This window comes from Oerskovia gallyi (genome assembly GCF_014836745.1).
Lineage (GTDB): Bacteria > Actinomycetota > Actinomycetes > Actinomycetales > Cellulomonadaceae > Oerskovia > Oerskovia paurometabola.
Genome location: NZ_JACSQE010000007.1, coordinates 57,903 through 83,584, shown reverse-complemented (window position 1 = coordinate 83,584; position 25,682 = coordinate 57,903). Strand labels below are relative to the sequence as shown.

Below are 25,682 nucleotides of genomic sequence, written 5' to 3'. Positions count from 1 at the left end.
GTCCGCGCGAGCGCGGACCGGGCCACCGGAGGAGTGCGTCAGGCGCCGACGCGGTACCGCACGAACTCGGTGACCGTGCCACCGACCTCGGCGAGAACCTGGCCGACGGTCTTCTTCGGGTCCTTCGCGAGCGGCTGGTCGAGCAGGACGACGTCCTTGAAGAAGCCGTTCAGGCGGCCCTCGATGATCTTCGGGAGCGCGGCCTCGGGCTTGCCCTCGTTGCGCGAGGTCTCCTCGGCGATGCGACGCTCGCTCGCGACGACGTCCTCGGGGACGTCCTCGCGGGTCAGGTACGTCGGGGACATCGCGGCGATGTGCTGCGCGATCTCCTTGGCGACGGCCGCACCGGCGACGTCGGTCGCGACGACGACACCGATCGACGGCGGCAGGTCCTTGGCGGTGCGGTGCAGGTACGCGGTGACGCGCTCACCCGCGACGCGCGTGGTGCGACGCAGGACGACCTTCTCGCCGAGCGACGCGGCGGTGTTGTCGATGACGAGCTGGACGGACTCACCGTCGGCGTCGGCAGCGAGCGCGGCGTCGACGTCGGCAGCACCCGAGGCGGCGACGGCCGTCAGGACGCGGGCCGCGAGGTTGAGGAAGTTCTCGTTCTTCGCGACGAAGTCCGTCTCGGAGTTGAGCTCGATGAGCGTGGCGACCTGGCCACCCTCGGTCTCGGAGACGTCGACGGCCACGAGGCCCTCGGAGGTCGAGCGGCCCTCGCGCTTGGCGACGCCCTTCAGACCCTTGACGCGGATGATCTCGAGCGCCTTCTCGGAGTCGCCGTCGGCCTCGTCGAGCGCCTTCTTGACGTCGAGCATGCCGGCGCCGGTGCGCTCGCGCAGCGCCTTGATGTCGGCTGCGGTGTAGTTCGCCATGGTGGTGTCCTTACCTGTCTGGGGTCCCGGGGCTCCCCGGGGAGAACGTGGAGCGGGCGGTGCGGCGGGTGCGCGCCCCTCCGGAGAGGGGCGCGCACCACGTCGTCACTTGGACTCGTCGGCCTCTTCGGCGGGGGCCTCGGCCTCAGCGGCTGCCTCGACGGCCGCCTCTGCCTCGACCTCGGCCTCGACGGCGACCTCGGCTGCTGCCTCGGCGACGACCTCGGCCTCGACGGCGGTCTCGGCTGCGGCCTCGGCGACGACCTCAGCGGCGGCTGCGGTCTCCACGGCGGTCTCCGCCTCGGCACCGGCGAGGAGCTCGCGCTCCCACTCGGCGAGCGGCTCTGCCTCGGTGGCCGAGCCGGCCTCGGCGCCCGTGCGGTTGCCCGAGTGGCGCTGGAGCAGGCCCTCGGCCGCGGCGTCGGCGATCACGCGGGTCAGCAGCGTGACGGCGCGGATCGCGTCGTCGTTGCCCGGGATCTTGTAGTCAACGACGTCGGGGTCGCAGTTGGTGTCCAGGATCGCGACGATCGGGATGCGCAGCTTGCGCGCCTCGTCGACGGCCAGGTGCTCCTTGTTGGTGTCGACGATCCACACGGCGGAGGGGACCTTCGCCATGTCGCGGATGCCGCCCAGGGTGCGGGTCAGCTTGTCCTTCTCGCGACGGAGGACGAGCAGCTCCTTCTTGGTGAGCCCGGAGCCTGCGACGTCGTCGAAGTCGATCTCCTCGAGCTCCTTCATGCGCTGCAGACGCTTGTGCACCGTGGTGAAGTTGGTGAGCATGCCACCGAGCCAGCGGTGGTTCACGTAGGGCATGCCGACGCGAGCGGCCTGCTCGGCGACGGGCTCCTGCGCCTGCTTCTTCGTGCCGACGAAGAGGATCGTGCCACCGTGGGCGACGGTCTCCTTGACGAACTCGTACGCGCGGTCGATGTAGGACAGCGACTGCTGCAGGTCGACGATGTAGATGCCGTTGCGCTCCGTGAAGATGAAGCGCTTCATCTTCGGGTTCCAGCGGCGGGTCTGGTGTCCGAAGTGGACTCCGCTGTCGAGGAGCTGGCGCATGGTCACGACGGCCATGGCACTTCCTTTCAGGCGTGACGCGGGATCCTCCCGCTGCTCACGCTCATTCGTCCGACCGGTCGCAGTGCGTCCGGTCGGTGCATTCCGGTTGTCGGTGCCGGCCGGGATTGGCCCTGCACCCCTGGCGCCACACCATGGTCCGACGCCGGGCCCTGGCGAACGAGGGTCCGGACCGTTGTCGGGATGGCCCCTGACGGCGGCCTGCGAAGGCCGGGAGTCGGGGACGTGACGCGCGAAGTCGACGGCGCGCAGCGGGGGGTTCCAGGTCCCCTGCCGGTGACCTCTGGGGTGACCGTCGGGAGCGCTGGGAGCCCGTCCGAGTGAACGTGCCGATCGCGGCGTTAAGTCTACCTGATCGCGGGCCGCAGCCGGACCCGTGCACAGGCCGCGCGCACGGGACCCCGTCCACAGCGCGGGTCGACAGGGCTCCGTACGGTCCTGCGGTACGCGACGCTGCTGCGGTGCCTTCCTCCGCACGGCCCACCGGGTCGCTCCAAGACCTCGCCCCGCCAGTCCGACGACGTCGCTCGCGTCACGCTCCTGGCCCCCCGTCCGAGAGGCTCGGCCAGACGGCAGACCAACGCCGCCTGTCGCGCGCGAGGGCGAGCGACCGGTTGCTCGTGGGCCCGCTCCTGGTCGTGCCCGTGCTCACCCTGGTGGTCCTCGTCGCGTCCCTCCTGCCCGTCCTGCCCGCCCGAGGGTCCGAGGGCCCGGACCCCACGACCACGGGCTGGACGTCCCCGGTCGCCGGCGATCCCGTGGTGCTCCGTGGGTTCCTGCCCCCCGACCAGGATTGGCTCGCGGGACACCGCGGGGTCGACCTCGAGGCGGCGCCCGGGAGCGCCGTCGTGGCGCCCGAGGCCGGGGTCGTGACGTTCGCCGGGACCGTCGTGGACCGGGGGGTCGTGGTCGTGCTGCACGTCGGCGGGCTGCGCAGCTCGCTGGAACCGGTCGACGGCTCCGCTGCCGTGGGGACGCGGGTCGGGCGCGGGCAGGTCGTGGGGACGGTCCAGGTCGCGGGCGACGGGGCCGGCGGTTCCGGAGGGACCGGCACCACGGGCGCCGGACACTGTCTGCCGGTGTCGTGCCTGCACTGGGGCGTTCGTCGCGGCGACACGTACGTCGACCCCCTCGCGCTGCTCGGGCCGCGCGAACCGATCGTGCTGCTCCCGCTGCGCTAGCGGCGTCCTGGGACCTTCTACTCGCCGCGAGACGCGGCCATCAGGGGTTCGTGCGCCGTCCCGACCCCGCTTGGCCGCATCTCGACGGCCCGAGGTCCCAGGGCACGAGCGGTCCCTCTCGGCGACCGGAGGTTCCCGCGCCCGGCAGCACCCCCCTCACGCCCGCGGGAAGGCCTGCTCGAACGAGGCACGCAGGCGGTCGGCGCTGACGTGCGTGTACCGCTGGGTCGTGGAGAGCGTGGCGTGGCCGAGCACCTCCTGGACGCTGCGCAGGTCGGAGCCGCCCTGGAGCAGGTGGGTCGCGGCGCTGTGCCGCAGGTCGTGGGGCGCGACGTCGTCGACGCCTGCGAGCGCAGCGAGCCGGTGCACCGTCTCGCGCGCCTGTCGCTGTCCCCACCGGTGTCCGCGGTCCCCGAGCAGGAGCGCGGGGCCGGAGTCCGCCACCACCAGCGCGGGCCGCCCCACGTCGAGCCAGCGGCGCAGCGCCCGGCCCGCAGGGACGCCGAACGGCACGACCCGCTCCTTGTCGCCCTTGCCGACCACGCGCAGCGTCCGCTCCCCCAGGTCCACGTCGTCGACGTCGGCACCGACGAGCTCGGCGACGCGAAGGCCCGAGGCGTAGAGCACCTCGACCGCGACCCACTCACGCAGGCGCGCCGGGTCGCCGTCCGCGGCCGCGTCACGGGCGGTCTCCATGAGGTGGGTGGCGGCGTCGACGGCGAGGACGGTCGGGAGGTGACGAGCGACCTTGGGGCTCGCGAGCCGCAGGGCGGGGTTGTGCGCCGTACGGCCCGTGCTCGTCGTCCAGGCGAAGAAGGCGCGGGCCGCCGCTCCCCGTCGGGCCATCGTGGTCCGGGCGAGGTCACGCGCCCCGAGATCGGCGAGCCAGTCGCGCAGGACCGCGATGTCGACGTCGTCGAGCCCCCGCACGCCCGTCGCCACGGCGCGCGCCAGCAGCGACCGGACGTCGCCCGCGTAGGCGCGCACCGTGTGGGCCGAGAGCCCTCGTTGGACGTCGAGGTGCAGCTCGAACTCGGCGACGGCCGCGGCAAGAGCAGGAGGAAGGTGCGTCTCGCCGTGCCGCTCGCTGTCGCTCATCGTCCCAGTGTCGCCGCTCACCGCCTCCGCGTCGTGGAGCCCACGCCCTGGGGCGCACGGGGCGCCCGTCGCCACCGGCCTCCGGACTGCTCGGCGAGCCCGACGAGCTCCAGGTGGCCGAGGCTGCCGAGGGTCTCGTCGACACCGAGGCCGGCGGTCCGCGCCACGGAGTCCACGGCGGCGTACACGCGCAACGGCAGGGCGTCCCACAGCCTGGTGCCCAGCTCGTCGAGGTCGTCCTGGGGTGCGGAGCGCCCGGTGCGCGGGGTCGACGCGTCCGCCCCGACGTGCCCGGCCAGCTCGGCGGCCTCGTCGGCGTCGGTCACGCACACGGCCTGGGCGTCCCGCAGGAGCTGGTGGCACCCGCCGGAGGCCATCGAGGTCACGGGCCCGGGGACCGCCCCCACGGGCCGCAGCAGCGCGCTCGCGTGTGTCGCGGTGCTCAGCGCGCCGGACCGCCAGGCCGCCTCGACGACGACGGTCGCCCGGGAGAAGGCCGCGATGAGACGGTTGCGCTGCAGGAAGCGGACCCTGCTCGGGACGGACCCCGGTGGGGTCTCGCTGACGATGCTCCCCTCGTCCAGGACCGCCCGCAGGAGGTCGGTGTTGCCCGCCGGGTAGAGGCGGTCGACCCCTCCCGCGAGGAAGGCGACGGTCCGGCCCCGTGCGGCGATCGCGCCGCGGTGCGCGGCGGCGTCGATCCCGTACGCACCGCCGGAGACGACCGTGAAGCGCCGGTCCACCAGACCCGAGGCGAGGTCCGCCGCGACGTGGCGTCCGTACTCGGTGCACGCGCGAGCGCCCACGAGCGCGAGCGAGCGTCGCGACAGACCTGCGAGGTCGCTCTCGCCACGGACCCACAGCGCGAGGGGCGCGGCCTCGCCCAGGTCGTCGACCGCCGTCGGCCATCGCGGGTCGCCGGGGACCAGGAGCGCCCCGCCCAGCCGGTCGAGAGCTCGGAGCTCGCGAGAGGGGTCGAGGGTCGCCAGCCTGCCGCGCCACCGCTCCACGGCGCGCAGCAGGCGGCCGACCGACGGCCGCTCGCCCTGCGACGCGAGGACCTCCGGCACGAGCGGACCCGCACCGGACGCCACCTCGTGGAGCCATGCGAGCGCGTCCCCGGCGCCCAGGTGCGCGACGATCGCACCGGCGACCTGGTCCCCCGGTTCCGCGATCCGGCTCCAGGCGGCCCGGGCGAGCAGCGGGTCGTCGACGTCGAAGGTCGGCCGGGCCTCAGCCATGGTGACCTCGCGTCCGGAGCGCGAGCCCCTGCCCCACGTCCCCGGCGTTCGGCGCGGTGCGACCGGCCAGGTCGGCCACGGTCCAGGCGAGCCGCAGCACCCGGTCGGCTCCCCGCAGCGAGAGGGTTCCCCGGTCGAGGGCCGTGTCGATCCCCGCGAGCAGCCGCGGGTCCGGCCCCAGCCGTTCGCGCAGCCAGGTCCCCGGCACCTCGGCGTTCGTGCTCCACGGCGTCCCCGCGAGCCGGGCCCTGGCCGCGGAACGGGCCGCGGCGACCCGTTCCGCGACCGTTGCGCTCGACTCGACGTCGGCCCCGCCCGCCCGGTCGACCCGCGACACGGGACGCACCTCGACCTGGACGTCGACGCGGTCGAGCAGCGGCCCCGACAGGCGGGCGAAGTACCGGCGCCGGACCAGCGGGCTGCACGAGCACTCGAGCCCCTTGCCGATCCCGAGCCCGCACGGGCACGGGTTGGCGGCGAGCACGAGCTGGAAGCGGGCCGGGTAGCGCGCGCTCCCGGCGGCGCGGTGGATGACGAGCTCGCCGTGCTCGAGCGGCTGGCGCAGGGTCTGCAGGACTCGCGAGCCGAACTCCGGCGCCTCGTCGAGGAACAGCACGCCGCGGTGCGCCCGGGACGCCGCCCCGGGCCGTGGCAGCCCGCTGCCCCCGCCGACGATCGACGCCGGGGTCGCGGTGTGGTGCGGGTCCTCGTAGGGCGGGCGGCGGATCAGGCCCTGTCCCGGGTCGAAGACCCCCGCGACCGAGTGGACGGCCGTGACCTCGACCGCCTCCGCCTCGTCGAGGTCCGGCAGGATGCCGGTGATCCGGGAGGCGAGCATGGTCTTGCCTGCCCCTGGTGGCCCGACCAGGAGCAGGTGGTGACCGCCCGCCGCCGAGACCTCGAGCGCGCGCCGCGCCTGCTCCTGGCCCAGGACGTCGCGCAGGTCCCCCTCGGCCCGTCGCGGTCCGGCCGTGCGGCCCGGGCGGGCGGCGGCGCTCGGGGTCACGATCCCGGGCAGCTCGGCGCCGTACAGGGCGGCGATCTCCGCCAGGCTCGCGACGCCGACGACGCGTGCCCCCGGGACGAGCCGGGCCTCGTCCGCGTCCTGCACGGGCACGACGACGTCACGCAGCCCGGCCGCGACGGCGGCGGCCACCGCAGGGAGCACGCCCCGCACCGACTGGAGCCGACCGTCGAGCCCGAGCTCGCCGAGGTGCACGACGCGCGCGGGGTCCGCGACGGAGATCTTGCGCGCTCCGGCGAGCATCGCGACGGCGATGGCGAGGTCGAAGCCCGACCCTGCCTTGGGCAGCGAGGCCGGTGACAGGTTGACGGTGATCTTGCGCTGGGGCCACTCGATGCCCGACGAGGCGATCGCGGCGCGCACGCGGTCCCTCGACTCGGACAGGGCCGCGTCGGGCAGCCCGACGAGCGTGAACCCCGGGACCGAGGCGGCGAGGTGGGCCTGCACCTCCACGAGGTGTCCCGAGAGACCGACGAGCGAGACCGCGAACGTCGTCCCGAGCGACATCAGCTGACCCCCACGAGATGCTCGACGTGCGCGGCCCCGGCGGCGGGCAGGATCACGGCGACGACGTCGATGCGTATCGACGCGGGGCGGACCGGGTGCGTCGCGACCCACTCCCCGGTCAGCCGGCGAAGTCGGGCCAGCTTGTCAGGGGTCACGGCCTCCGCAGGGTGCCCGTAGGCGGTCCCGCGCCGGGTCTTGACCTCGACGGCCACCAGCACGTCCCCGTCGCGCGCGACGAGGTCCAGCTCGCCCCGGGTGCCCCGCCAGTTGCGGTCGAGGACCACCCACCCGGCGTCGACCAGGTACCTTGCGGCGACCTTCTCCCCGTACCGACCGACAGCGTCCTTCGCTCTCATGTCCCACCTCCGGCACACACCGTGGCCGATCGGCGGCTGCGGCGGGGCTGCGGCGGCCCCGGCTGTGGAGGAAGGCTCGAGAAGGTGACCTGTGCACGGTTCGCCTGCGCAGGAGCACGACAGTCCTGCGGCCACCCGGTCCGGGGGGCCGCAGGACTGCTGCTGGAGCGAGCTAGAGCTGGAGCTCGGCCTTGGCCAGCTCCTCGACGTTGACGTCCTTGAACGTGACCACGCGCACCGACTTCACGAAGCGCGCGGAACGGTACACGTCCCACACCCAGGCGTCGGCGAGCCGCAGCTCGAAGTACACCTCGCCTGCGGCCGACCTGACCTGGAGGTCCACCTGGTTCGCCAGGTAGAAACGTCGCTCTGTCTCGACCACGTAGGAGAACAGGCCCACCACATCGCGATACTCGCGGTAGAGGGCCAGTTCCATCTCGGTCTCATAGTTCTCGAGGTCTTCGGCGCTCACTGCACCATCATGGACCATCGCGTGCCACAAGCCGGGATCGGGCGTCGAGCGCGGCGCGCCCCGACCCTCAGGCCTCGTCGCGCTCGGGGAGCCGCCAGCTCCGCCGGTGCTGCGGCGTCGGGCCGTGGGCCTTGAGCGCCTCGACGTGCACGGCTGCCCCGTACCCCTTGTTGCCGTCCCAACCGTAGGCCGGGTACTGACGCGCCAGACCCGTCATGAGGCCGTCGCGCTCGCACTTCGCCAGGACGCTCGCCGCCGCGACCGACGCGCACTGGAGATCGGCCTTGACGAGTGTGCGCACGGCCGGGTCCGGCAGGGCGAGGTCGTCCTCGGGGTCGAGGTCGAACGCCTCGAAGAGGTCCGCGCTCGGGCGGGTCAGCCAGTCGTGCTTGCCGTCGAGCAGGACCGCGTCGACCGGGCCGAGCGAGCGCCGCACCTGGGCCAGCGCGCGGCGGCCTGCGAGCCGCAGCGCCACGACGATGCCGTGCGCGTCGATCTCCGCCGGTCCGGCGTGCCCCACGGCCCACGCGAGCCCCCAGTCCCGGACCGCGGGCAGCATGGCCTCGCGGGCCGCGGGGGTCAGCATCTTGGAGTCGGTCAGGCCCTTCGGGAACGCGCCCGTGCTCAGGTCCACCACGACGACACCCACGCTCACCGGCCCCGCCAGGGCCCCGCGCCCCACCTCGTCCATGCCCGCGACGAGCCGCGCGCCCGAGTCGAGGATCGCGCGCTCGTGGCGCAGCGTCGGCGGCTTGGGCCCGGTCGACCGCTTCGCGGGGGCCGTGCGGGGCGCGCGCCGGGTCGGCGCGACGTCCGGCTCTCCCGCGACGAGCGGCGCACCGAGGTCGGTCGTCATGGTTCCGGCACCTCCGCGAACACGTCGCCCGGGTTGCGCATCAGCGTGAAGTCGCTCAGCGGCCACACCTTGACGAACGCGGTCCCGACGACGTTGCTGACCGGCACGAACCCGCCGCCCGGCTTGCCGGTGTTGTACCGCGAGTCGGCCGAGTGCTGCCGGTTGTCACCCATGACGAACAGCATGCCCTCCGGGACGACCACGTCGAAAGGGTCCTGGCTCGGGACGGACCCCGGCTTGATGTAGGTCTCGTCGACCGGCTGGCCGTTGACGCTCACGCGTCCCTGCGCGTCGCAGCACACGACCCGGTCGCCCGGGGTCCCGATGACGCGCTTGATGAGGTGCTCCCCCGTGTCCTGCGGGAGCAGCCCCACGAACGTCATGGCCGACGTCACGGCGTTGCCGACGGTCCCGCGGTCCGGGGCCACGTACGACGGGAGCCAGCCCCCCGGGTCCTTGAAGACCACGACGTCGCCACGGTGCACGTCGAACGCGTCGGGGACGAGGCGCGAGACCATGACCCGGTCCCCCTCGACCAGGGTGTCCTCCATCGAGGCGCTCGGGATGAAGAACGCCTGCACGAGGAACGTCTTGATCAACCACGACAGCACCAGCGCGCTGAGGAGGATGATGACGGTCTCGCGCAGGAGCGAGCCGCGACGGGGCGCGGGCCGCGCCGGGGCCGACCCCGCTTCCATCTGGCTCCTGGCGTCCGTCCGCGCCGGCGGCGTCGCGCCGGGGACGGGTTCGGGTCGGGCTGCTGCCGGTGCGGCGCTGTCTGTCACGCGATCACTGTGCCACTGCGCGGGCCGTCGGGCGAAACCGGCGGCTGCTGCCGTGGGCCGGCCGGCAGGCGCCGGAACGCCGACGGGCGGCCACCGTGAGGTGGCCGCCCGTGGGCGTGCGACGAGGCTGACGTGAGGTCAGGCTCGGGTCACTTCGAGGGCAGCGCGTCGCGCTTCTCCTTGATCTTCGCCTTCTTGCCGCGCAGCTTGCGCAGGTAGTACAGCTTGGCGCGACGGACGTCACCGCGCGTGACGAGCTCGATCGACTCGAGGGTCGGGGAGTGCACCGGGAAGGTACGCTCCACGCCGACGCTGAAGCTGATCTTGCGGACCGTGAAGGTCTCGCGGACGCCGCCACCCTGGCGGCCGATGACGACGCCCTGGAACGCCTGGACACGAGAGCGGTTGCCCTCGACGACCTTGACGTTGACCTTGACGGTGTCTCCGGCCCGGAACTCCGGGATGTCGCTACGCAGCGATGCTGCGTCGACGCTGTCCAGCGTGTGCATTGATCTCTCCCCGCCCTGCCACAGGTCAGACGCGTTCTCGTGGCCCACCGCGAGGCGGGTCCGGTTCAGTACGTGGGTGGTGCTCGCATGTGATCGGTCGCGCACGCGGACGTGCGGTGGGCTTCCCCTGTGGCAGAGGCCCGACCGGCGCACACCAAGGGTCTATTCTGCCACACCGCCGGCGGTGGCACCGGAGGCGGGTCCGGCGCTGCTCGGGGCGCGGTGCAGGGCTCCCCCGCGCACCTCCCAGCCCAGCGAGGCGAGGAACGCCCGGTCGTACTTGTCCAGGGTGCTCGTGTCGAGGGCCGCGATCAGGTCGGGTCGGCGGGCGGAGGTCTTCTCGAGCGCCCGGTCGCGTCGCCAGCGGCGGATCTTGGCGTGGTGCCCCGAGAGCAGCACGTCGGGCACCTCGAGGCCCGACCAGACGGGCGGCTTGGTGTAGACGGGGTACTCCAGCAGCCCGGCAGCGCCATGGGACTCCTCGACGAGCGACTCCGGGTTGCCGATCACCCCGGGCAGCAGGCGGGCGACGGCCTCGACCATGACGAGCGAGGCGACCTCTCCCCCGTTGAGCACGTAGTCGCCGATCGAGAGCTCGCTCACGCGGTGCCCGGCCGCACGGTAGTGCTCGGCCACGCGGGCGTCGATGCCCTCGTAGCGCCCGCACGCGAAGACGAGCTGGTCCTCGGTCGCCAGGGCTTCCGCGGTGCGCTGGGTGAACGTCGTGCCCGACGGCGTCGGCACCACCAGGTGCGCGGGTCCGGTCGCGGTCAGCTCGTCGACGGCCTGCCCCCAGACGTCGGGGCGCATGACCATGCCCGCTCCCCCGCCGAAGGGCGTGTCGTCGACGGTCCGGTGGCGGTCGGTGGTCCAGTCGCGCAGGTCGTGCACGCGCAGGTCGAGCAGGCCCGCGACGCGCGCCTTCCCGACGAGCGAGAGGTCGAGGGCCGCGAGGTACTCGGGGAAGATCGAGACGATGTCGATGCGCACGTCAGTCGTTGGTCCCGTCGGTCGTGCGGTCGTCCGCGCCGTCGTCGTCGGACGTGTCGGCCCCCTCCTCGGCAGCCGAGCCGGGCGTCGGCTCGGCGACCTCGAGCAGGTCGGCGTCGCGTGCGAGGAGGCCGCCCGGAGGGTCGAGCACGACCCGCCCGCCCGGCACGTCGACCACGGGGACGATCGCGTGCACGAACGGCACGAGCGTGCGCGTGCCGTCGGTCTCCTTGAGCACGAGCAGGTCGTGCGCCGGCAGGTGCTCGAGCCCCTGGACCTCGCCCACGACGGTTCCGTCCTCGAGCTCGGCGCGCAGCCCCACGAGCTCGTGCGGGTACCAGGCGTCCTCCTCGTCGGAGACGTCGGCCTCGGCGACGAGCGTGATGCCGCGCATGCGTTCGGCCGCCGAGCGGTCGGTCACGCCCGCGAACGTCACGAGCCACTTGCCCTGGTGCAGGCGCGCGCGCTCGATCGTCAGCGGTCCCGCCTCGGCGGGCTCGGTGTCGATCGTGGACCCGACGACGAGACGCGCCTCGGGGTTGTCGGTGCGCATGTCCAGCGCGACCTCGCCGCGCAGTCCGTGGGCGCGGCCGATACGGGCCACCGTGAGCTGCATCGTGTGCTCCTTCTCGTCGTGTTACGTGCTCGTCGTGCGTGGGAACTGCCCGGCGGCCGGGCGCTCCCACCGTGTCACCCGTGCGGTGCGCGCGCACGTCCTGACCACACCACGCGGGCGGGCGTCGGACGGGCGGCGACGGGGGCGGGAGGTGATGGGCAGACGACGAGGCCCGGTCCACCCTGAGGGGGACCGGGCCTCGTCAGCGTGCGGTCGAAACCGTCACGTCGTGCTGTGTATCGGCTTGCGCTCAGCCGTCGTCAGCGGCGGTCGACGTCGACGACGTCGACACGGACCGGTCCGTCGACCGACAGGGCACCGATCACCGTGCGCAAGGCACGGGCCGTGCGCCCACCGCGGCCGATGACGCGACCGAGGTCCTCGGGGTGCACCCGGACCTCGAGCAGCTCGCCCCGGCGCAGCGGCTTCGCGTTGACCCGGACGGCGTCCGGGTTGTCCACGATCCCGCGCACCAGGTGCTCGAGCGCCTCGCCGAGCATCAGGCCTGCTCTTCGGCTGCCTCAGCCGCGTCAGCGGACTCGGTCTCGACCGGCGCAGCAGCCTTCTTCTCGGCAGCCTTCGCCTTGACCTTCTCGGCGTCCTTGGCGGCAGCCTCGATGGCAGCGGCCGGGTCGACCTTCTCGCCCTTGACGCGCAGGGTGCCCTCGGCGCCCGGCAGGCCCTTGAACTTCTGCCAGTCACCCGTGATCTTGAGGAGCACGAGAACCTGCTCGGTCGGCTGCGCGCCGACGCTCAGCCAGTACTGCGCACGCTCGGAGGAGATGTCGATGAGCGACGGCTCCTCGGTCGGGTGGTACTTGCCGATCTCCTCGATGACGCGACCGTCACGCTTGGTGCGCGAGTCCGCGACGACGACACGGTAGTACGGCGCACGGATCTTGCCGAGACGCTTCAAACGAATCTTGGTGGCCACTGTGGTGGTCTCTCCTGGTTCTGGGTGAGGTGACCCGTGCGTCCTCCCGGTGGGGACCAGGTGAGCACGGTGTCGGGACACGGCGGTGCGCGGAGAGAGGGGCCGGGCACGCCGAGTACCCGGCTATTGTGCCAGATGCAGCACCCGGCGACCAACATCGCGTCCCAGTCGAGCCGACGCACCGCTCAGAGCGGCGCCACGACTCTCACGCGTCCACGCCCAGCGCACGTCGACGCAGGCGACGCACCGCTCAGAGCGGCGCCACGACTCTCACGCGACCACGCCCAGCGCACGTCGACGCAGGCGACGCACCGCTCAGAGCGGCGCCACGACTCTCACGCGACCACGCCCAGCGCCCGTCGACACAGGCGACACACCGCTCAGAGCGGCGCCACGATCTCCCCGCGCAAGATCACCGCCGTCGGGTGCCGCAGCACCTCGATGTTCTCGCGCGGGTCTGCCGGGTACACGATCAGGTCCGCGCTCGATCCCTCGACGAGCCCGCCGTAGCCCAGGAACTCGCGTCCCTGCCAGCTCGCGGCCGCGACCACGTCGGCGACCGGGACGCCTGCGGCCACCATCTCGGCGCACTCGTCGGCGATCCGGCCGTGACCGATGGTCCCGCCCGCGTCCGTCCCGACGAGGAGCTGGATGCCCGCCTCGTGGAGCTGACGGACCTGCTCGTAGCGGCGCTCGTGCAGGTCGCGCAGGCGCGCCGCGAAGAGCGGGTACTTCGCGTCGGCCTGGCGAGCGATGTTCTCGAACTCGCTGATCTGCAGGAGCGTGGGCGTCACGGCGATACCGCGCTCGGACAGGGTGTACATGTCGTCGGGGTGGATCCCGGTGCCGTGCTCGATGCAGTCGACCCCGGCCGCGAGCAGCGACGGGACGACCTCGCTCGAGAAGGCGTGCACCGTGACGCGCGCGGCCTCGGCGTGCGCGACGGCGACGGCCTCGGTCAGCACGTCCTGGGGCCACAGGGGGCGCAGGTCGCCGTCGGCGCCCAGGTCCCGGTCGATCCAGTCGCCCACGAGCTTGACCCAGCCGTCCCCGGCGCGCGCCTCCTGGCGCACGGCCTCGGGGAGCTGTGCGACGTCGTCGAGCTCGAGGCCGTAGCCGCGCAGGTAGCGCTTGGGGCGGGCGATGTGGCGCCCTGCACGCACCAGGCGCGGCAGGTCGCGCCGCGACCTGACCCACCGGGTGTCCAGGGGGGAACCGGCGTCGCGCAGGAGGAGCGCCCCGCTGTCGCGGTCGGCGATCGCCTGCGCCTGGGCCGTGGCGTTGTCGACCGCACCGTCCTTGCCGAGGCCCACGTGGCAGTGGACGTCCACGAGGCCGGGCAGGACCCAGCCCTCGAGCGCCACCATGTTGGTGCCCTGCGCCGAGGGACGCGTCAGCGTGACGTGACCGTCCTTGACCCAGAGGTCGGACACCTCACGGTCGTCTCCCAGGAGGATGTGCCCCCGCAGGTGCAGCGAGGGGCCTTCGAGCGCGGACATCGGACTCCCAGTTCTCGGGCGGTCGGGCTCGCCCGACCTGTCGAGGACCGGGGCCGGGCGGGACGGACGGGGGTCACGGTGAGGGCCACCGTGACCTGCAGGACATAACCTAGCGCGCTAGCGCCCCAGGAACTTCTCCAGGTCGGGCGGGAGCTGGAGGTCGGCCGGGTCCGGCGACTTCTGCGCGCTCTTGGCACCGCCCAGGGCGCCGAACGCCGCACCCGGCGCCGCGGGGGGCGTGGCGGGTCCGCCGAGGGCGCGAGCCTGGCGGGCCGCCTCCTCCGCGGCGCGCTTGGCCGGGTTGCCCGACTTCGCCTTGCGCCCCTTGGGCGGCGGCGCGACGCGCCCACGAGCCTTCTTGCCGCCCATGCCGGGCAGGTTCCCCATGCCGGGCATACCGGGCATGCCGCCGCCACGGCTCATCTGGCGCATCATCTTCTGCGCGCCCGCGAACCGGTCGAGGAGCTGGTTGACGTCGCTCGTCGTGACGCCCGACCCTCGCGCGATGCGCGCACGTCGCGACCCGTTGATGATCTTGGGGTTGTCGCGCTCGCCCGGCGTCATCGAGCGGATGATCGCCTCGATGCGGTCGACCTCTCGCTCGTCGAAGTTGTCGAGCGCCTCACGCATCTGCCCCATGCCCGGCAGCATGCCGAGCATCTTCTTCATGGAGCCCATGTTCTTCATCTGCTGCATCTGGACGAGGAAGTCCGCCAGCGTGAAGTCCTGACCGCTCGCGACCTTCTCGGCCATCTTCGCGGCCTCGTCGGCGTCGAACGCCTTCTCGGCCTGCTCGATGAGCGTGAGCACGTCACCCATGTCGAGGATGCGCGACGCCATGCGGTCCGGGTGGAACGGCTCGAAGTCCGTGAGCTTCTCACCGGTCGAGGCGAACAGGATGGGCCGACCCGTGACGCGTGCGACCGACAGCGCCGCGCCACCGCGCGCGTCGCCGTCGAGCTTCGACAGGACGACCCCCGTGAAGTCGACGCCCTCCTCGAAGGCCTTGGCCGTCGCGACCGCGTCCTGACCGATCATCGCGTCGATGACGAACAGGATCTCGTCCGGGTTCACGGCGTCGCGGATGTCCGCGGCCTGGCGCATGAGCTCGGCGTCGACGCCGAGGCGGCCCGCGGTGTCGATGATCACGACGTCGTGCTGGCGCTGGCGCGCGGTCTCGACACCGTCGCGGGCGACCTGGACCGGGTCGCCGACGCTCGTGCCCGACTCCCCCTCGGAACCCTGGTTGCCGGGCAGCGGAGCGTAGACCGGTACGCCGGCACGCTCGCCCACCACGGAGAGCTGGTTGACCGCGTTGGGGCGCTGCAGGTCCGCCGCCACGAGCAGCGGCGTGTGCCCCTGCTCGCGCAGGTGCAGCGCGAGCTTGCCGGCCAGGGTCGTCTTGCCGGCGCCCTGGAGGCCCGCGAGCATGATGACGGTCGGCGGGTTCTTCGCCAGGCGCAGCCCACGGCTCTCGCCGCCGAGGATCGCGACGAGCTCCTCGTTGACGATCTTGACGACCTGCTGGGCAGGGTTGAGCGCGCCGGAGACCTCGGCCGACAAGGCCCTGGACCGGATGGCACCGGTGAAGTCCTTGACGACGGGCACGGCGACGTCCGCGTCGAGGAGCGCGCGCCGGATCTCACGGATCGTGGCGTCGATGTCCGCCTCGGAGAGACGGCCCTTGCTCCGCAGGTTCTTGAAGGTCGACGACAATCGATCTGACAGCGTGGCGAACACCGCGTCATCCTTACCGCTCGTGAATCAGGGAAGTCCCCAGCCTACCGGTCGGGGACGGTCACTCGGGCAGGGTCGCGCGGGTCGCGGCCGTGAGGTCGTCCACGAGGCGCGCGCGCCAGGCGGTCCAGCCCGCCGGACCGAGCGACGAGGAGTCGGCCTCGGTCAGCGCGCGCAGCACGTCCAGGAGGTCTCGTCGCTGCCCGACGGCGTCGGCGAGCTCGGCGACGGTCGCCGGGTCGTCCGGGTCCGCCGAGAGCGCGAGCCGCGACAGGGTGAGGTGGTGGCGCACGAGGCGCGCGACGTCGTCGGGCACCCCGTCCCCGAAGCCCATGCGGCGCAGGATGCCCGGGACGAGGCGCGCACCCTCCTCGGAGTGGTCCTGCGCACCGGAGCGCTTGCCGATGTCGTGGAACAGCGCCGAGAGCAGCAGCAGGTCGCCCCGCTCGACCGCCCTGCGGTCACGCGCCGCACGCGCGACCGTCTCGACCAGGTGACGGTCGACCGTGTGCCGGTGGACCGCCGCCCGCTGAGGCCGGTTGCGCACCCCCGCCCACTCGGGGATCCACGTCGTCACGACCCCCACGAGGTCGAGCGCCTCCCACACCGCGACCTGCGCGGGCCCGCTCCCCAGGAGCGAGAGGAAGGCCGACCGCGCCAGCGCAGGCCACGGCTCGGGCAGGGGCGGGCAGTGCGCGAGGCTGCTCACGGACACCGGCGACAGGGTCAGCCCCGTGCGGGCCGCGGTCGCCGCGGCGCGCAGCGCGAGCAGAGGGTCGGTCTCGGGGTGGGCGTCGATCGCGAGGACCAGCTCGCCGTCGTGCTCGACGAGTCCGTCCCCGACCGACCGCAGCCGCGGTGCGGCCCGCCGACCCCGCACGAGGACCGGACGCCGGGCCACGCTCGGACGCTGGAGCGCCTGGCGTGCACGCCGGACCGTGGTGTCGAGCGCGTAGGAGATCTCCCGGCCCGCCTCGGCGAGGCTCGCCAGGAGCTCGTCGGGGTCGTCGTAGCCGCTCAGGGCCGCGACCTCGTCGAGGTCCGCGAGCAGGAGCCTGTTCGTGTGGCGACCCGTGACGACCTGGACCGCGTCGCGCACGTCGAGCAGGTGCGCGTACGCGCGGTCGACGGTCCCGTGGGGACGGTCCGTGAGCCACGTCGCGGCCAACGCCGACAGGACCACGGCGTCCCGGATACCGCCGCGCGCGTCCTTGAGGTCGGGCTCGATCAGGTAGGCGAGCTCACCCGACCGCTCGGCCCGGTCCTTGATCGACGACAACAGCTCAGGCAGTCGGCGGCGCGACGCCGAGCGCCAGTCCGTGAGGACCGCCGACGCGGCCCGGTGGACCACGAGCGGGTCCCCTGCGACCGCGCGCACGTCGAGCCAGCCCACGGCCGCGGGCACGTCCTTGGACGCGACCTGGCGGCACTGCGACAACGAGCGCACCGCGTGGTCGAGGTCCACCCCGGCGTCCCACAGGGGGTACCAGAGCCGCTCGGCGACCGCCGCGACCTGCTCGGGCGAGTGGCCGCGACCGTCGTGCACGAGCACGAGGTCCAGGTCGCTCACCGGCCCCATGTCGGCCCGGCCGAGGCTCCCCACCGCGGCGAGCGCGATCCCCTCGGTGCTCTCCCCCGCCGTCGCCTCGTCCCACAGCGCCGTGAGCCGGTCGGTCACGAGCGTGCAGACCGCAGAGCGACGCGCGACCCCCGAGCTCCCCGGCCCGCTCAGGTTCCGAGCCACCGCGAGCATCTCGGCCCGCCGGCCCCCCCCCCCCGGGGGGGGGGGGGGGCCGGCCTCGGCTCCTCGGCGTCGCGCGGGGTTCCTGCCTTCGTCGTCCCGGTCATCTCGACCCTTCCGTCGCCCCCGCCGTACCCCGTCGTCGCTGTTCGTGCCGCCCGGCCCGACCGGTCGCCCTACAGGGCACCCGGTCCGTGCTCGCCGGTGCGGACACGTGCGACGTCATCGACCGTCACGGTCCAGACCTTCCCGTCACCGATGCGACCGGTCTGAGCCGCCTTGACGACGACCTCCGTGACCGTCGAGGCGTCCTCGTCGTCCACGAGGATCTCGACGCGGACCTTCGGGACCAGGTCCACGGTGTACTCGGCACCGCGGTAGACCTCGGTGTGCCCCTTCTGCCGGCCGTAGCCGCTGGCCTCGCTGACCGTCATGCCGCGGACCCCTGCTGCCTCGAGCGCCGACTTCACGTCGTCGAGACGGTGCGGCTGGATGATTCCTGTGACGAGCTTCATGCCCTGACCTCCTGGATGACACGACCCTGTGCGATGGTCTCGTATGCGGTCTCTCCGTGCTCAGCCAGGTCGATGCCGCCGACCTCGGCCTCCTCGCTGATCCGCCAGCCCATCGTCACCTTGATGACGAACCCGATGACGAACGTGAGCGCGCCGGAGAAGATCACGGCGGCCAGCGCGATGACGACCTGGATCACCAGCTGGTCGATCCCGCCGCCGTAGAGCAGGCCCGTGTCCGTGCCCAGCAGGCCGATCAGGACGGTACCGACCAGGCCGCCGACCAGGTGGACCCCGACGACGTCGAGCGAGTCGTCGTAGCCGAAGCGGTACTTGAGGCCGACCGCGAGGGCGCACAGGACACCGGCGACGGCACCCAGGGCGATCGCACCGATCGGGTTGACCGCGGCGGCGGCCGGCGTGATGGCGACCAGGCCCGCGACGACGCCCGACGCGGCACCCAGGCTCGTGGCGTGCCCGTCACGCAGGCGCTCGGTGACGAGCCAGGCCCCCATCGCCGCGCACGTCGCGACCGTCGTGTTGACCCAGGCCAGGCCGGCGACCTCGTTGGCGGCACCTGCGGAGCCGGCGTTGAACCCGAACCAGCCGAACCACAGGAGCGCTGCGCCCAGCATCACGAACGGGAGGTTGTGCGGACGCATGGGCTCCTTGCCGAAGCCCTTGCGCTTGCCGATGATCAGCGCGAGCACCAGGCCCGCGACACCGGCGTTGATGTGGACGACCGTGCCGCCGGCGAAGTCGATGGGGGCCACGTTGGCGATCCCGTCGGTCACGCCGTAGATCGCGGCCGCGATGCCGTTCTCGCCGGCACCGAGGAGGCCGCCGCCCCACACCATGTGGGCCAGCGGGAAGTAGACCAGGGTGACCCAGACGCCCGCGAAGACGAGCCAGGCGCCGAAGCGGGCGCGGTCGGCGATCGCACCGCTGATCAGAGCGACCGTGATGATCGCGAAGGTGGCCTGGAACCCCGCCGCCACGAGGGCCGGGACGCCGCTGCCCGCCAGGAGGCTGTTCGCGTCGTCGGTCAGGGGGGCCAGTCCGAAGAACTCCGTCGGGTTGCCGAAGACCCCCGCCACGTCGGACCCGAAGGTCATCGAGTAGCCCCACAGCACCCAGATGATCCCGACGACGGCGATCGCGCCGAAGCTCATCATCATCATGTTCAGGACGCTCTTGCCGCGGACCATGCCGCCGTAGAAGAACGCCAGGGCCGGGGTCATCAGCAGCACCAGGGCGGCCGACGTCAGGAGCCAGGCCGTGTTTCCAGTGTCAAGTTCGAAGGGCATGCGCTGTCGCCTCTCACCTCGCCAGCCGGGCGGCCGGACAGGTCAAGACTCGGACAGCGGGGTTTCCCCGCGACGCGCGCGGGGTGACGGAGGTGTAACGGGGAGCACTCGTGTGTAAACGTTGCGTTTCCCGGCGGGTCCGGGGCCGTCCCGGGGGCAGCCCCTCCCCCGGGACGTGGTCGCCACGGGCGACGTCAGTCGCCCAGCAGCCCGTCGACGAACTCCTGCGGGTCGAACGGCGCCAGGTCGTCCGGGCCCTCCCCCAGGCCCACGAGCTTGACCGGCACGCCCAGCTCACGCTGGACCGCGACGACGATGCCGCCCTTGGCCGTGCCGTCGAGCTTGGTCAGCACGATGCCCGTGACGCCCGCGATCTCGCCGAAGACCCGTGCCTGGTTGAGGCCGTTCTGGCCCGTCGTGGCGTCCAGGACCAGCAGGACCTCGGAGAGCGGCGCCTCCTTGGTGATCACGCGCCGGATCTTGCCGAGCTCGTCCATGAGACCCGCCTTGTTCTGGAGGCGGCCGGCCGTGTCGACGAGCACGACGTCGACTCCCTCTGACCGGCCCGTGCGGACCGCGTCGAACGCGACCGCGGCCGGGTCCGCCCCGTCGCGGTCGGAGCGCACCGTGCGCACGCCGACGCGGGCGCCCCACGTCTCGAGCTGGTCGGCGGCCGCAGCGCGGAACGTGTCGGCCGCGCCGAGCACGACCGTGCGGTCCTCCGCCACCAGGACGCGGGCGAGCTTGCCCACGGTCGTCGTCTTGCCCGTGCCGTTGACCCCGACGACGAGCACGACGGCGGGGAGCCGGGAACCGTCGTCGGCCGTCTGCGGGTCCGTGGCGAGCGAGCGGTCCAGGCTCGGGTCGACGAGGGCGACGAGCTCCTCGCGCAGCAGCGCGCGGACGCTCGCCGGGTCACGGACGCCCAGGACCCGCACGCGGGTACGCAGCGACTCGATGAGCTCTCCCGCCGGGCCGGCCCCGACATCGGCGAGCAGCAGCGTCTCCTCGAGCTCGTCCCAGTCGTCCTCGGTCAGGTGGTCGCGCGAGAGCACCGCGAGCAGCTTGGAGCCGAGCGGCGAACCGGACCGGGCCAGGCGGCCGCGCAGCCGGGCGAGCCGGCCCCCGACTGCCTCGGGGACCTCGACCGCGGGCGGGGCCTCCAGGTCGGCCGGTGCCTCGACCGTGGCCACGGCCCCTGGCAGGGGCTCTCCCTCGGTCGCAGGGAGCTCGTCGGGGCTGCTGCCCGGCGTGGGGGGCGGAAGGGTGGCGCGCGCACCAGGGCGACGGCGGAAGCCGACGAAGCCGACCGAGGCGACGACGAGGACGGCGAGGGTGATCCAGAGCCAGAGGAGATCGTTCACCGTCGCAGTCTCTCAAATCCGAGCGCGACGTGCGGGCGGCGGGGTCGGCGGAGTCGGACGGCGGGGCCGGACGCCGGGCCGAGCGTTCACCGCGCCCCGGGTGGCACCCTCAGTCCTGGGGAGCGGCCGGACCCGGAGGGGGCGTCGCAGGGACCGAACGCACGGCGCCGGTGTGCGGACGCCGGACGGTGGCCACGTGGAGCGTGTGCGTGGCCCGCTCACGAGCCCGGTGCAGTGCGTCGGTGATCTCGTCGGCGTCCATGTAGGCCGGGTCGACGACCTCGGTCGCGGCGAAGAACTCTTCCATGCCGGTGTCGACGGGTGTCGCCGAGGCTGCCTCACGGTCCTCGTCCGACCGTCGGCGCCAGCTCGACAGCCCCGAGCGGAAGTCGCGCCAGAACCCCTTGATGCCGACCGGAGGTCCCTGGCGCTCGTTGCGGTCGTCGATGCGCGTGACGACGCTCGCGAACAGGAAGACCACGACGGCCGCCACGAGCGCGATCCCGAGGAACACGAACATCCAGAGCATCCGTCAAGTATCACCGGGACGACCGGGTGAGCACCGACCGAGACCGGCGAGTCCGATGATCGATACAGCATCTTCACACCGCAGGACCCGCGAGATCGTGCGGCTCACGAATCATGGGCCCCGAGCGGTCGGCACGGGGGCCGAGCGCCGGGCCACCCGAGACGTCGGTCACACGCCGACCTCGTCGCGCAGCCGTTGGCTGATGACGGTCGTGACGCCGTCGCCTCGCATCGTGACGCCGTACAGCGCGTCCGCGATCTCCATGGTCCGCTTCTGGTGCGTGATGACGATGAGCTGCGAGTCCTCCTGGAGCTCACGGAAGATCTCGAGCAGACGCCCCAGGTTGACGTCGTCGAGCGCGGCCTCGACCTCGTCCATGACGTAGAACGGGCTCGGGCGGGCCTTGAAGATCGCGACGAGGAGCGCGACCGCGGTCAACGAGCGCTCGCCGCCGGACAGCAGCGACAGCCGCTTGACCTTCTTTCCCGCCGGGCGGGCCTCGACCTCGATGCCGGTCGTGAGCATGTTCGCGGGGTCGGTCAGCACCAGGCGCCCCTCGCCCCCGGGGAACATCCGCCCGAAGACGTGCACGAACTGCTCCGCGGTGTCGTGGTAGGCCTCGGTGAAGACCTGCTCGACGCGCTCGTCGATCTCGCGGACGATCTCGAGCAGGTCGGCCCGGGACTTCTTGAGGTCCGCGAGCTGGGTCGTGAGGAACGTGTGACGCTCCTCGAGCGCGGCGAACTCCTCGAGCGCGAGGGGGTTGACCTTCCCGAGCTGCCCGAGGGCACGCTCGGCCGAGCGCAGGCGCTTCTCCTGCGCCGCCCGGACGTAGGGCTCGCTCACGGGCTCGCCGTCCTCGTCCTCGCGCACGGTGCCGTCCTCCGCGAGGACGGGGACGGGCCGGTCGGGACCGAACTCGTCGAGCAGGACCTCCGGGTCCAGGCCGAGCTCGGTGACGCTGCGCTCCTGGAGCTGCTCGATCCGCAGCTGCTGCTGCGTCCGGGCCACCTCGTCGCGGTGCGCGACGTCGGTCAGCTCCCGTAGCTGTGCCGCGAGCACGTCGACCTCGGAGCGACGGGCGGTCACTGCCGCGTCGAGCTCTCCCCGGGCGACCTCGGCAGCGTCCCGCTCGTCACGAGCGCGTGCGAGCGACCGCTCGATCGCCGCCAGCGCCGTCTCGGCTCCGTCGCGCACGGCCTCCGCACGGGCCGCCTGACGCACCCGGGCGGCCTCGCGCGCCGCGGCCCGCTCGCGCGCTGCCCGCTCGGTCGCCGCCGCCCGGGCCAGGGACTGAGCCCGCCCGGTCAGTGCACGGGCCCGCTCCTCGCTCGTACGCAGCGCGAGGCGTGCCTCGGTCTCGGCCGCGCGTGCGGCGGTCGCCAGGCCGTTGGCCTCGTCCCGGGCGGCGGTCGCCGCCGCGACCGACTCCTCGGTCTGCTCCGGCGCCGCCTCGGCCTCGTCGTGCCGAGCGACCAGGGTCTCGAGCTCGGCCTGCTCGGCCACGAGCGTGACCTGGGCCTTCTCGAGGTTCGCCCGGACCCGGGCCGACTCGGCAGCGGCCGCACGGGCCGTGGCTCCCAGGTGCCCGAGCTGCTCGGCGACCGCGGCGAGCGCTGCATCGGACTCGTTGAGCCGTTCCAGGGTCGCGTCGTAGCGCTGCTGCGCCTCCTCGGCCTCCTCGAGCGCCCCCACGAGCGCGAACCGTGTCCGCTCACCGCGAGCGATCGCGTCGTCGCGGGCCGCCTGGGCCTCGTCCAGGGCCGACTGCAGGTGCAGCACGCTCGGCGCGGTCGCCGAGCCGCCCCACCCGCCGTGCGCGCCGAGCAGGTCCCCGCTCTTCGTGACCGCCGTGACCTCGGGCGACGCCGCCACGAGAGCACGTGCCTGGGCCAGGTCCTCGACGACGACCACCCCGTCGAGCAGGAGCTCGACCGCCACGGCGACCGAGCGCGCGGGCGTCACCACCTGCGCGGCCCACGCGGCGCCGTCGGGCAGGCTCGTCGCGGCCACGCCGCTCCTCGCCGCCGACGCAGGGCCCGCTCCCCCGCCGACCACGAGGCTCGCCCGCCCCGCGTCCTCCTGCCGCAGGTGACGCAGCGCGTCGACCGCCGCCTCGAGGCTCTCGACCGCGACCGCGTCCGCGGCCGGGCCGAGCGCCGCCGCGATCGCGTCCTCGTACCCCGCGTCGATGCTCAGCAGCGCCGCCAACGACCCGAGCGCGGCCACCCCGTCAGCCGCCAGCAGCGCGCCCGCCCCGTCCTTGCGGACCAGGCTCATCTCGAGCGCCTCGACGCGTGCGCTCCACGTCGCCCGGTCACGGTCGGCGGTCTGCTCCTCGGCACGCAGCCCCGTGACCACGGCCGCGGTCCGCTCGACGGCGTCGGCCGCCTCCTCGTGCTCGGCGTCCAGGCCCTCCTCGCCCTCCTCGACGCCCACGACCTGCGTCTCGAGGGACGCGAACTCGAGGTTCGCCTGGTTCCCGCGTCGCTCGGTCTCCGCGAGGCTCTCCCGCAGACGCCCGATCTCGGCCTCGGTCGCCTCGACGCGGGACCGGCGCGCCGCGACCTGGCCGGCCAGCCGGGCAAGTCCCTCGCGGCGGTCCGCCGCACCGCGCAGCAGCGTCGCGAGCGCCCGCTCCGCCGTCTGCGCCTGCGCCTCGACCGCGGTCCGCTCGGCCACGGCCGACTCGAGCGTCGCCCGTGCGACGGCGACCTCCGACTCGAGCTCCTGCTCCGCGGCCCGCGCTCGCGCCGCCTGGGCGTCGAGGTCGTTCGGGTCCTGGCCTCGCTGGACGGTCTCCGGCCGCCCCAGCAGGCGCAGCCGCTCCGCCGCGAGCGTCCGGGTCCCACCCAGGCGCTCCTGGAGCGACGACAACCGGTACCAGACGTCGCTCGCCCGGGCCAGGGCCGGGGCCGCCGCCGCGGCCTGCGCCTCGAGCGTTCCCAGCGCCTCGCGTGCCGTGGCGAGCGATCGCTCGACCTCGGCCTGCCGCGCCCGCAGCGCCGACTCGTCCGCGATCTCCTGCTCGAGGGTCGCCGTGAGCTGCGCGAGGTCGTCCGCGAGCAGCCGCGCCCGCGCGTCGCGCAGGTCCCGCTGCACGACCTGCGCCTTGCGCGCGATCTGCGCCTGGCGTCCGAGCGGCCCGAGCTGACGCCGGATCTCCGCCGTCAGGTCCCCGAGCCGCGTGAGGTTCGCCTGCATCGCGTCGAGCTTGCGCAGCGCCTTCTCCTTGCGCTTGCGGTGCTTGAGGACCCCGGCGGCCTCCTCGATGAAGCCGCGTCGCTCCTCGGGCGTCGCACGCAGCACCGCGTCGAGCTGCCCCTGCCCCACGATCACGTGCATCTCTCGCCCGATGCCAGAGTCCGAGAGCAGCTCCTGGATGTCCAGCAGCCGGCACGACGAGCCGTTGATCGCGTACTCCGACCCGCCGTTGCGGAACAGCGTCCGAGAGATCGTCACCTCGGAGTAGTCGATCGGCAGCGCGCCGTCCGTGTTGTCGATCGTCAGCGACACCTCGGCGCGGCCGAGCGGCGGGCGCCCCGCCGTGCCCGCGAAGATGACGTCCTCCATCTTGCCGCCACGCAGGGACTTGGCGCCCTGCTCCCCCATGACCCAGGACAGGGCGTCGACCACGTTCGACTTGCCCGAACCGTTCGGCCCGACGACGCACGTCACCCCGGGCTCGAAGCGCAGGGTCGTCGCCGACGCGAACGACTTGAACCCGCGGAGGGTCAGGGTCTTGAGGTGCACGGGTCAGAGCCTAGTGCGGATCTGCGGGTGAAACGGGGAGGCGGTGGTGCTGAGGGCGAGGACGGGGGTGGGGCCGCGGTTCTTCCATCCGACCGCTCGTCCCTCGCGACCTCCCGCCAGGCCCGCCACGACCCGCGCCCCCACCCTCGTCCCTCCTCGCGCTCCACGCCGACGAAGACAGGCGCCCCCGTCCGTCGACGGGGGCGCCTGCGAGCGGTGCGAGGGGGCTCAGAGACCGGGGAACCAGAGCGCGATCTCGCGGGCCGCGGACTCCGGGGAGTCCGAGCCGTGGACCAGGTTCTGCTGGACCTTCAGGCCCCAGTCGCGACCCAGGTCACCACGGATGGTGCCGGGGGCGGCCGCGGTGGGGTCGGTCGTGCCGGCGAGCGAGCGGAAGCCCGGGATGACGCCCTGCCCCTCGGCCACGACCGCGAGGATCGGGCCGGAGAGCATGAAGTCGACGAGCGGGGCGAAGAACGGCTTGCCCTCGTGCTCGGCGTAGTGCGCCGCGAGGAGCTCGGGGGTGGCGTCCAGGAGCTGGACGGCGGCCAGGGTGTACCCCTTGGCCTCGACGCGGCGGAGGATCTCTCCCGACAGGCCGCGACGGACGCCGTCGGGCTTGACGAGGACGAGGGTGCGCTCGATGGTCTCGGAGAGCGCGTCGGCGACGACGGGGGCTGCAACATCAGTCATGCGCACGACCCTACCGG

The 25,682-nt window shown here is 73.4% G+C and carries 24 protein-coding genes; 1 reads left to right on the top strand and 23 read right to left on the bottom strand.

Annotation, left to right across the window (positions count from 1 at the left end):
- Positions 1 to 38: 38 nt before the first annotated feature.
- Together tsf and rpsB are read right to left on the bottom strand one after the other, a co-directional pair.
- Positions 39 to 878: a translation elongation factor Ts gene (gene tsf, locus H9640_RS10115; protein ID WP_191790592.1), complete on the bottom strand. Its 840-nt coding sequence runs from the start codon at positions 876 to 878 to the stop codon at positions 39 to 41.
- A gap of 105 nt (positions 879 to 983) precedes the next feature.
- Positions 984 to 1,958, bottom strand: coding sequence for a 30S ribosomal protein S2 (gene rpsB, locus H9640_RS10110; protein WP_191790591.1), 975 nt, complete (start codon positions 1,956 to 1,958; stop codon positions 984 to 986).
- Between the two features lie 641 nt (positions 1,959 to 2,599).
- Between rpsB and H9640_RS10105 the strand changes: the two genes are divergently transcribed.
- The gene (locus H9640_RS10105; protein WP_318243726.1) at positions 2,600 to 3,142 is read left to right on the top strand and encodes a M23 family metallopeptidase; all 543 of its coding nucleotides are present in this window, start codon (positions 2,600 to 2,602) and stop codon (positions 3,140 to 3,142) included.
- A 156-nt stretch (positions 3,143 to 3,298) separates the two neighbouring features.
- On the opposite strand, the gene H9640_RS10100 is transcribed toward H9640_RS10105, so the two are convergent.
- The 21 genes from H9640_RS10100 to ndk all read right to left on the bottom strand — a co-directional run bounded on the left by H9640_RS10100 (position 3,299) and on the right by ndk (position 25,665).
- A complete protein-coding gene (locus H9640_RS10100; protein ID WP_191790590.1) occupies positions 3,299 to 4,240 on the bottom strand; it encodes a tyrosine-type recombinase/integrase in 942 nt (313 codons plus the stop codon).
- Between the two features lie 17 nt (positions 4,241 to 4,257).
- Positions 4,258 to 5,481 (bottom strand): DNA-processing protein DprA, encoded by a 1,224-nt coding sequence (dprA, locus tag H9640_RS10095; protein ID WP_191790589.1) that lies wholly within the window; start codon positions 5,479 to 5,481, stop codon positions 4,258 to 4,260.
- Positions 5,474 to 7,012 carry a YifB family Mg chelatase-like AAA ATPase gene (locus tag H9640_RS10090; protein ID WP_191790588.1) on the bottom strand — a complete coding sequence of 513 codons (1,539 nt, stop codon included), beginning with the start codon at positions 7,010 to 7,012 and terminating at the stop codon, positions 5,474 to 5,476. The genes dprA and H9640_RS10090 overlap by 8 nt, the downstream gene beginning before the upstream one ends.
- Positions 7,012 to 7,368, bottom strand: a complete 357-nt coding sequence (locus tag H9640_RS10085) for a YraN family protein (RefSeq protein WP_191790587.1) — start codon at positions 7,366 to 7,368, stop codon at positions 7,012 to 7,014. Before H9640_RS10085 ends, H9640_RS10090 begins: the two co-directional genes overlap by 1 nt.
- 172 nt (positions 7,369 to 7,540) lie before the next feature.
- Positions 7,541 to 7,840: a DUF2469 domain-containing protein gene (locus H9640_RS10080; protein ID WP_024840525.1), complete on the bottom strand. Its 300-nt coding sequence runs from the start codon at positions 7,838 to 7,840 to the stop codon at positions 7,541 to 7,543.
- Positions 7,841 to 7,907: 67 nt separating this feature from the next.
- Positions 7,908 to 8,696, bottom strand: a complete 789-nt coding sequence (locus H9640_RS10075) for a ribonuclease HII (RefSeq protein WP_191790586.1) — start codon at positions 8,694 to 8,696, stop codon at positions 7,908 to 7,910.
- On the bottom strand, positions 8,693 to 9,394 hold the full coding sequence (lepB, locus tag H9640_RS10070) for a signal peptidase I (RefSeq protein WP_191790585.1): 702 nt from the start codon (positions 9,392 to 9,394) through the stop codon (positions 8,693 to 8,695). The genes H9640_RS10075 and lepB overlap by 4 nt, the downstream gene beginning before the upstream one ends.
- A 236-nt stretch (positions 9,395 to 9,630) precedes the next feature.
- Positions 9,631 to 9,990, bottom strand: coding sequence for a 50S ribosomal protein L19 (gene rplS / locus H9640_RS10065; protein WP_191790584.1), 360 nt, complete (start codon positions 9,988 to 9,990; stop codon positions 9,631 to 9,633).
- Positions 9,991 to 10,152: 162 nt separating this feature from the next.
- Complete coding sequence (gene trmD, locus H9640_RS10060) at positions 10,153 to 10,980, bottom strand: tRNA (guanosine(37)-N1)-methyltransferase TrmD (protein ID WP_191790583.1); 828 nt, start codon at positions 10,978 to 10,980, stop codon at positions 10,153 to 10,155.
- A 1-nt stretch (position 10,981) separates the two neighbouring features.
- A complete protein-coding gene (rimM, locus tag H9640_RS10055) occupies positions 10,982 to 11,596 on the bottom strand; it encodes a ribosome maturation factor RimM (protein WP_191790582.1) in 615 nt (204 codons plus the stop codon).
- Positions 11,597 to 11,856: 260 nt separating this feature from the next.
- Positions 11,857 to 12,096, bottom strand: coding sequence for an RNA-binding protein (locus H9640_RS10050; RefSeq protein WP_030150613.1), 240 nt, complete (start codon positions 12,094 to 12,096; stop codon positions 11,857 to 11,859).
- Complete coding sequence (rpsP, locus tag H9640_RS10045) at positions 12,096 to 12,530, bottom strand: 30S ribosomal protein S16 (protein WP_030150614.1); 435 nt, start codon at positions 12,528 to 12,530, stop codon at positions 12,096 to 12,098. Before rpsP ends, H9640_RS10050 begins: the two co-directional genes overlap by 1 nt.
- Positions 12,531 to 12,910: 380 nt before the next feature.
- Entirely contained in the window at positions 12,911 to 14,029 is a 1,119-nt protein-coding gene (locus tag H9640_RS10040; RefSeq protein ID WP_191790581.1) for an amidohydrolase family protein, read from the bottom strand.
- 117 nt (positions 14,030 to 14,146) lie between these two features.
- Positions 14,147 to 15,769, bottom strand: a complete 1,623-nt coding sequence (gene ffh, locus H9640_RS10035) for a signal recognition particle protein (RefSeq protein WP_191790580.1) — start codon at positions 15,767 to 15,769, stop codon at positions 14,147 to 14,149.
- A gap of 58 nt (positions 15,770 to 15,827) precedes the next feature.
- The gene (locus H9640_RS10030; protein WP_191790579.1) at positions 15,828 to 17,519 is read right to left on the bottom strand and encodes a [protein-PII] uridylyltransferase; all 1,692 of its coding nucleotides are present in this window, start codon (positions 17,517 to 17,519) and stop codon (positions 15,828 to 15,830) included.
- A gap of 164 nt (positions 17,520 to 17,683) precedes the next feature.
- Complete coding sequence (locus tag H9640_RS10025) at positions 17,684 to 18,022, bottom strand: P-II family nitrogen regulator (RefSeq protein ID WP_191790578.1); 339 nt, start codon at positions 18,020 to 18,022, stop codon at positions 17,684 to 17,686.
- Entirely contained in the window at positions 18,019 to 19,326 is a 1,308-nt protein-coding gene (locus H9640_RS10020) for an ammonium transporter (protein ID WP_191790577.1), read from the bottom strand. The genes H9640_RS10025 and H9640_RS10020 overlap by 4 nt, the downstream gene beginning before the upstream one ends.
- Before the next feature lie 194 nt (positions 19,327 to 19,520).
- Entirely contained in the window at positions 19,521 to 20,690 is a 1,170-nt protein-coding gene (gene ftsY, locus H9640_RS10015) for a signal recognition particle-docking protein FtsY (RefSeq protein WP_191790576.1), read from the bottom strand.
- 109 nt (positions 20,691 to 20,799) lie between these two features.
- Positions 20,800 to 21,219, bottom strand: coding sequence for a hypothetical protein (locus H9640_RS10010; protein WP_191790575.1), 420 nt, complete (start codon positions 21,217 to 21,219; stop codon positions 20,800 to 20,802).
- A gap of 168 nt (positions 21,220 to 21,387) precedes the next feature.
- The gene (gene smc, locus H9640_RS10005) at positions 21,388 to 24,972 is read right to left on the bottom strand and encodes a chromosome segregation protein SMC (protein ID WP_191790574.1); all 3,585 of its coding nucleotides are present in this window, start codon (positions 24,970 to 24,972) and stop codon (positions 21,388 to 21,390) included.
- 228 nt (positions 24,973 to 25,200) lie between these two features.
- Positions 25,201 to 25,665, bottom strand: a complete 465-nt coding sequence (gene ndk / locus H9640_RS10000; protein ID WP_138824817.1) for a nucleoside-diphosphate kinase — start codon at positions 25,663 to 25,665, stop codon at positions 25,201 to 25,203.
- Between the last annotated feature and the right edge of the window lie 17 nt (positions 25,666 to 25,682).

What these genes read in the sequence shown, in the direction of transcription:
- H9640_RS10010 (WP_191790575.1), bottom strand. Translation starts at nt 21,219, where the DNA reads ATGCTCTGGATGTTCGTGTTCCTCGGGATCGCGCTCGTGGCGGCCGTC.
- rpsB (WP_191790591.1), bottom strand. Translation starts at nt 1,958, where the DNA reads ATGGCCGTCGTGACCATGCGCCAGCTCCTCGACAGCGGAGTCCACTTC.
- lepB (WP_191790585.1), bottom strand. Translation starts at nt 9,394, where the DNA reads ATGGAAGCGGGGTCGGCCCCGGCGCGGCCCGCGCCCCGTCGCGGCTCG.
- H9640_RS10030 (WP_191790579.1), bottom strand. Translation starts at nt 17,519, where the DNA reads ATGCTCGCGGTGGCTCGGAACCTGAGCGGGCCGGGGAGCTCGGGGGTC.
- H9640_RS10090 (WP_191790588.1), bottom strand. Translation starts at nt 7,012, where the DNA reads ATGTCGCTCGGGACGACGTTCGCGGTCTCGCTCGTCGGTCTCTCGGGA.
- H9640_RS10085 (WP_191790587.1), bottom strand. Translation starts at nt 7,368, where the DNA reads ATGAGAGCGAAGGACGCTGTCGGTCGGTACGGGGAGAAGGTCGCCGCA.
- rimM (WP_191790582.1), bottom strand. Translation starts at nt 11,596, where the DNA reads ATGCAGCTCACGGTGGCCCGTATCGGCCGCGCCCACGGACTGCGCGGC.
- H9640_RS10025 (WP_191790578.1), bottom strand. Translation starts at nt 18,022, where the DNA reads ATGAAGCTCGTCACAGGAATCATCCAGCCGCACCGTCTCGACGACGTG.
- ndk (WP_138824817.1), bottom strand. Translation starts at nt 25,665, where the DNA reads ATGACTGATGTTGCAGCCCCCGTCGTCGCCGACGCGCTCTCCGAGACC.
- dprA (WP_191790589.1), bottom strand. Translation starts at nt 5,481, where the DNA reads ATGGCTGAGGCCCGGCCGACCTTCGACGTCGACGACCCGCTGCTCGCC.
- H9640_RS10075 (WP_191790586.1), bottom strand. Translation starts at nt 8,696, where the DNA reads ATGACGACCGACCTCGGTGCGCCGCTCGTCGCGGGAGAGCCGGACGTC.
- H9640_RS10050 (WP_030150613.1), bottom strand. Translation starts at nt 12,096, where the DNA reads ATGCTCGGCGAGGCGCTCGAGCACCTGGTGCGCGGGATCGTGGACAAC.
- H9640_RS10040 (WP_191790581.1), bottom strand. Translation starts at nt 14,029, where the DNA reads ATGTCCGCGCTCGAAGGCCCCTCGCTGCACCTGCGGGGGCACATCCTC.
- H9640_RS10020 (WP_191790577.1), bottom strand. Translation starts at nt 19,326, where the DNA reads ATGCCCTTCGAACTTGACACTGGAAACACGGCCTGGCTCCTGACGTCG.
- rplS (WP_191790584.1), bottom strand. Translation starts at nt 9,990, where the DNA reads ATGCACACGCTGGACAGCGTCGACGCAGCATCGCTGCGTAGCGACATC.
- tsf (WP_191790592.1), bottom strand. Translation starts at nt 878, where the DNA reads ATGGCGAACTACACCGCAGCCGACATCAAGGCGCTGCGCGAGCGCACC.
- H9640_RS10100 (WP_191790590.1), bottom strand. Translation starts at nt 4,240, where the DNA reads ATGAGCGACAGCGAGCGGCACGGCGAGACGCACCTTCCTCCTGCTCTT.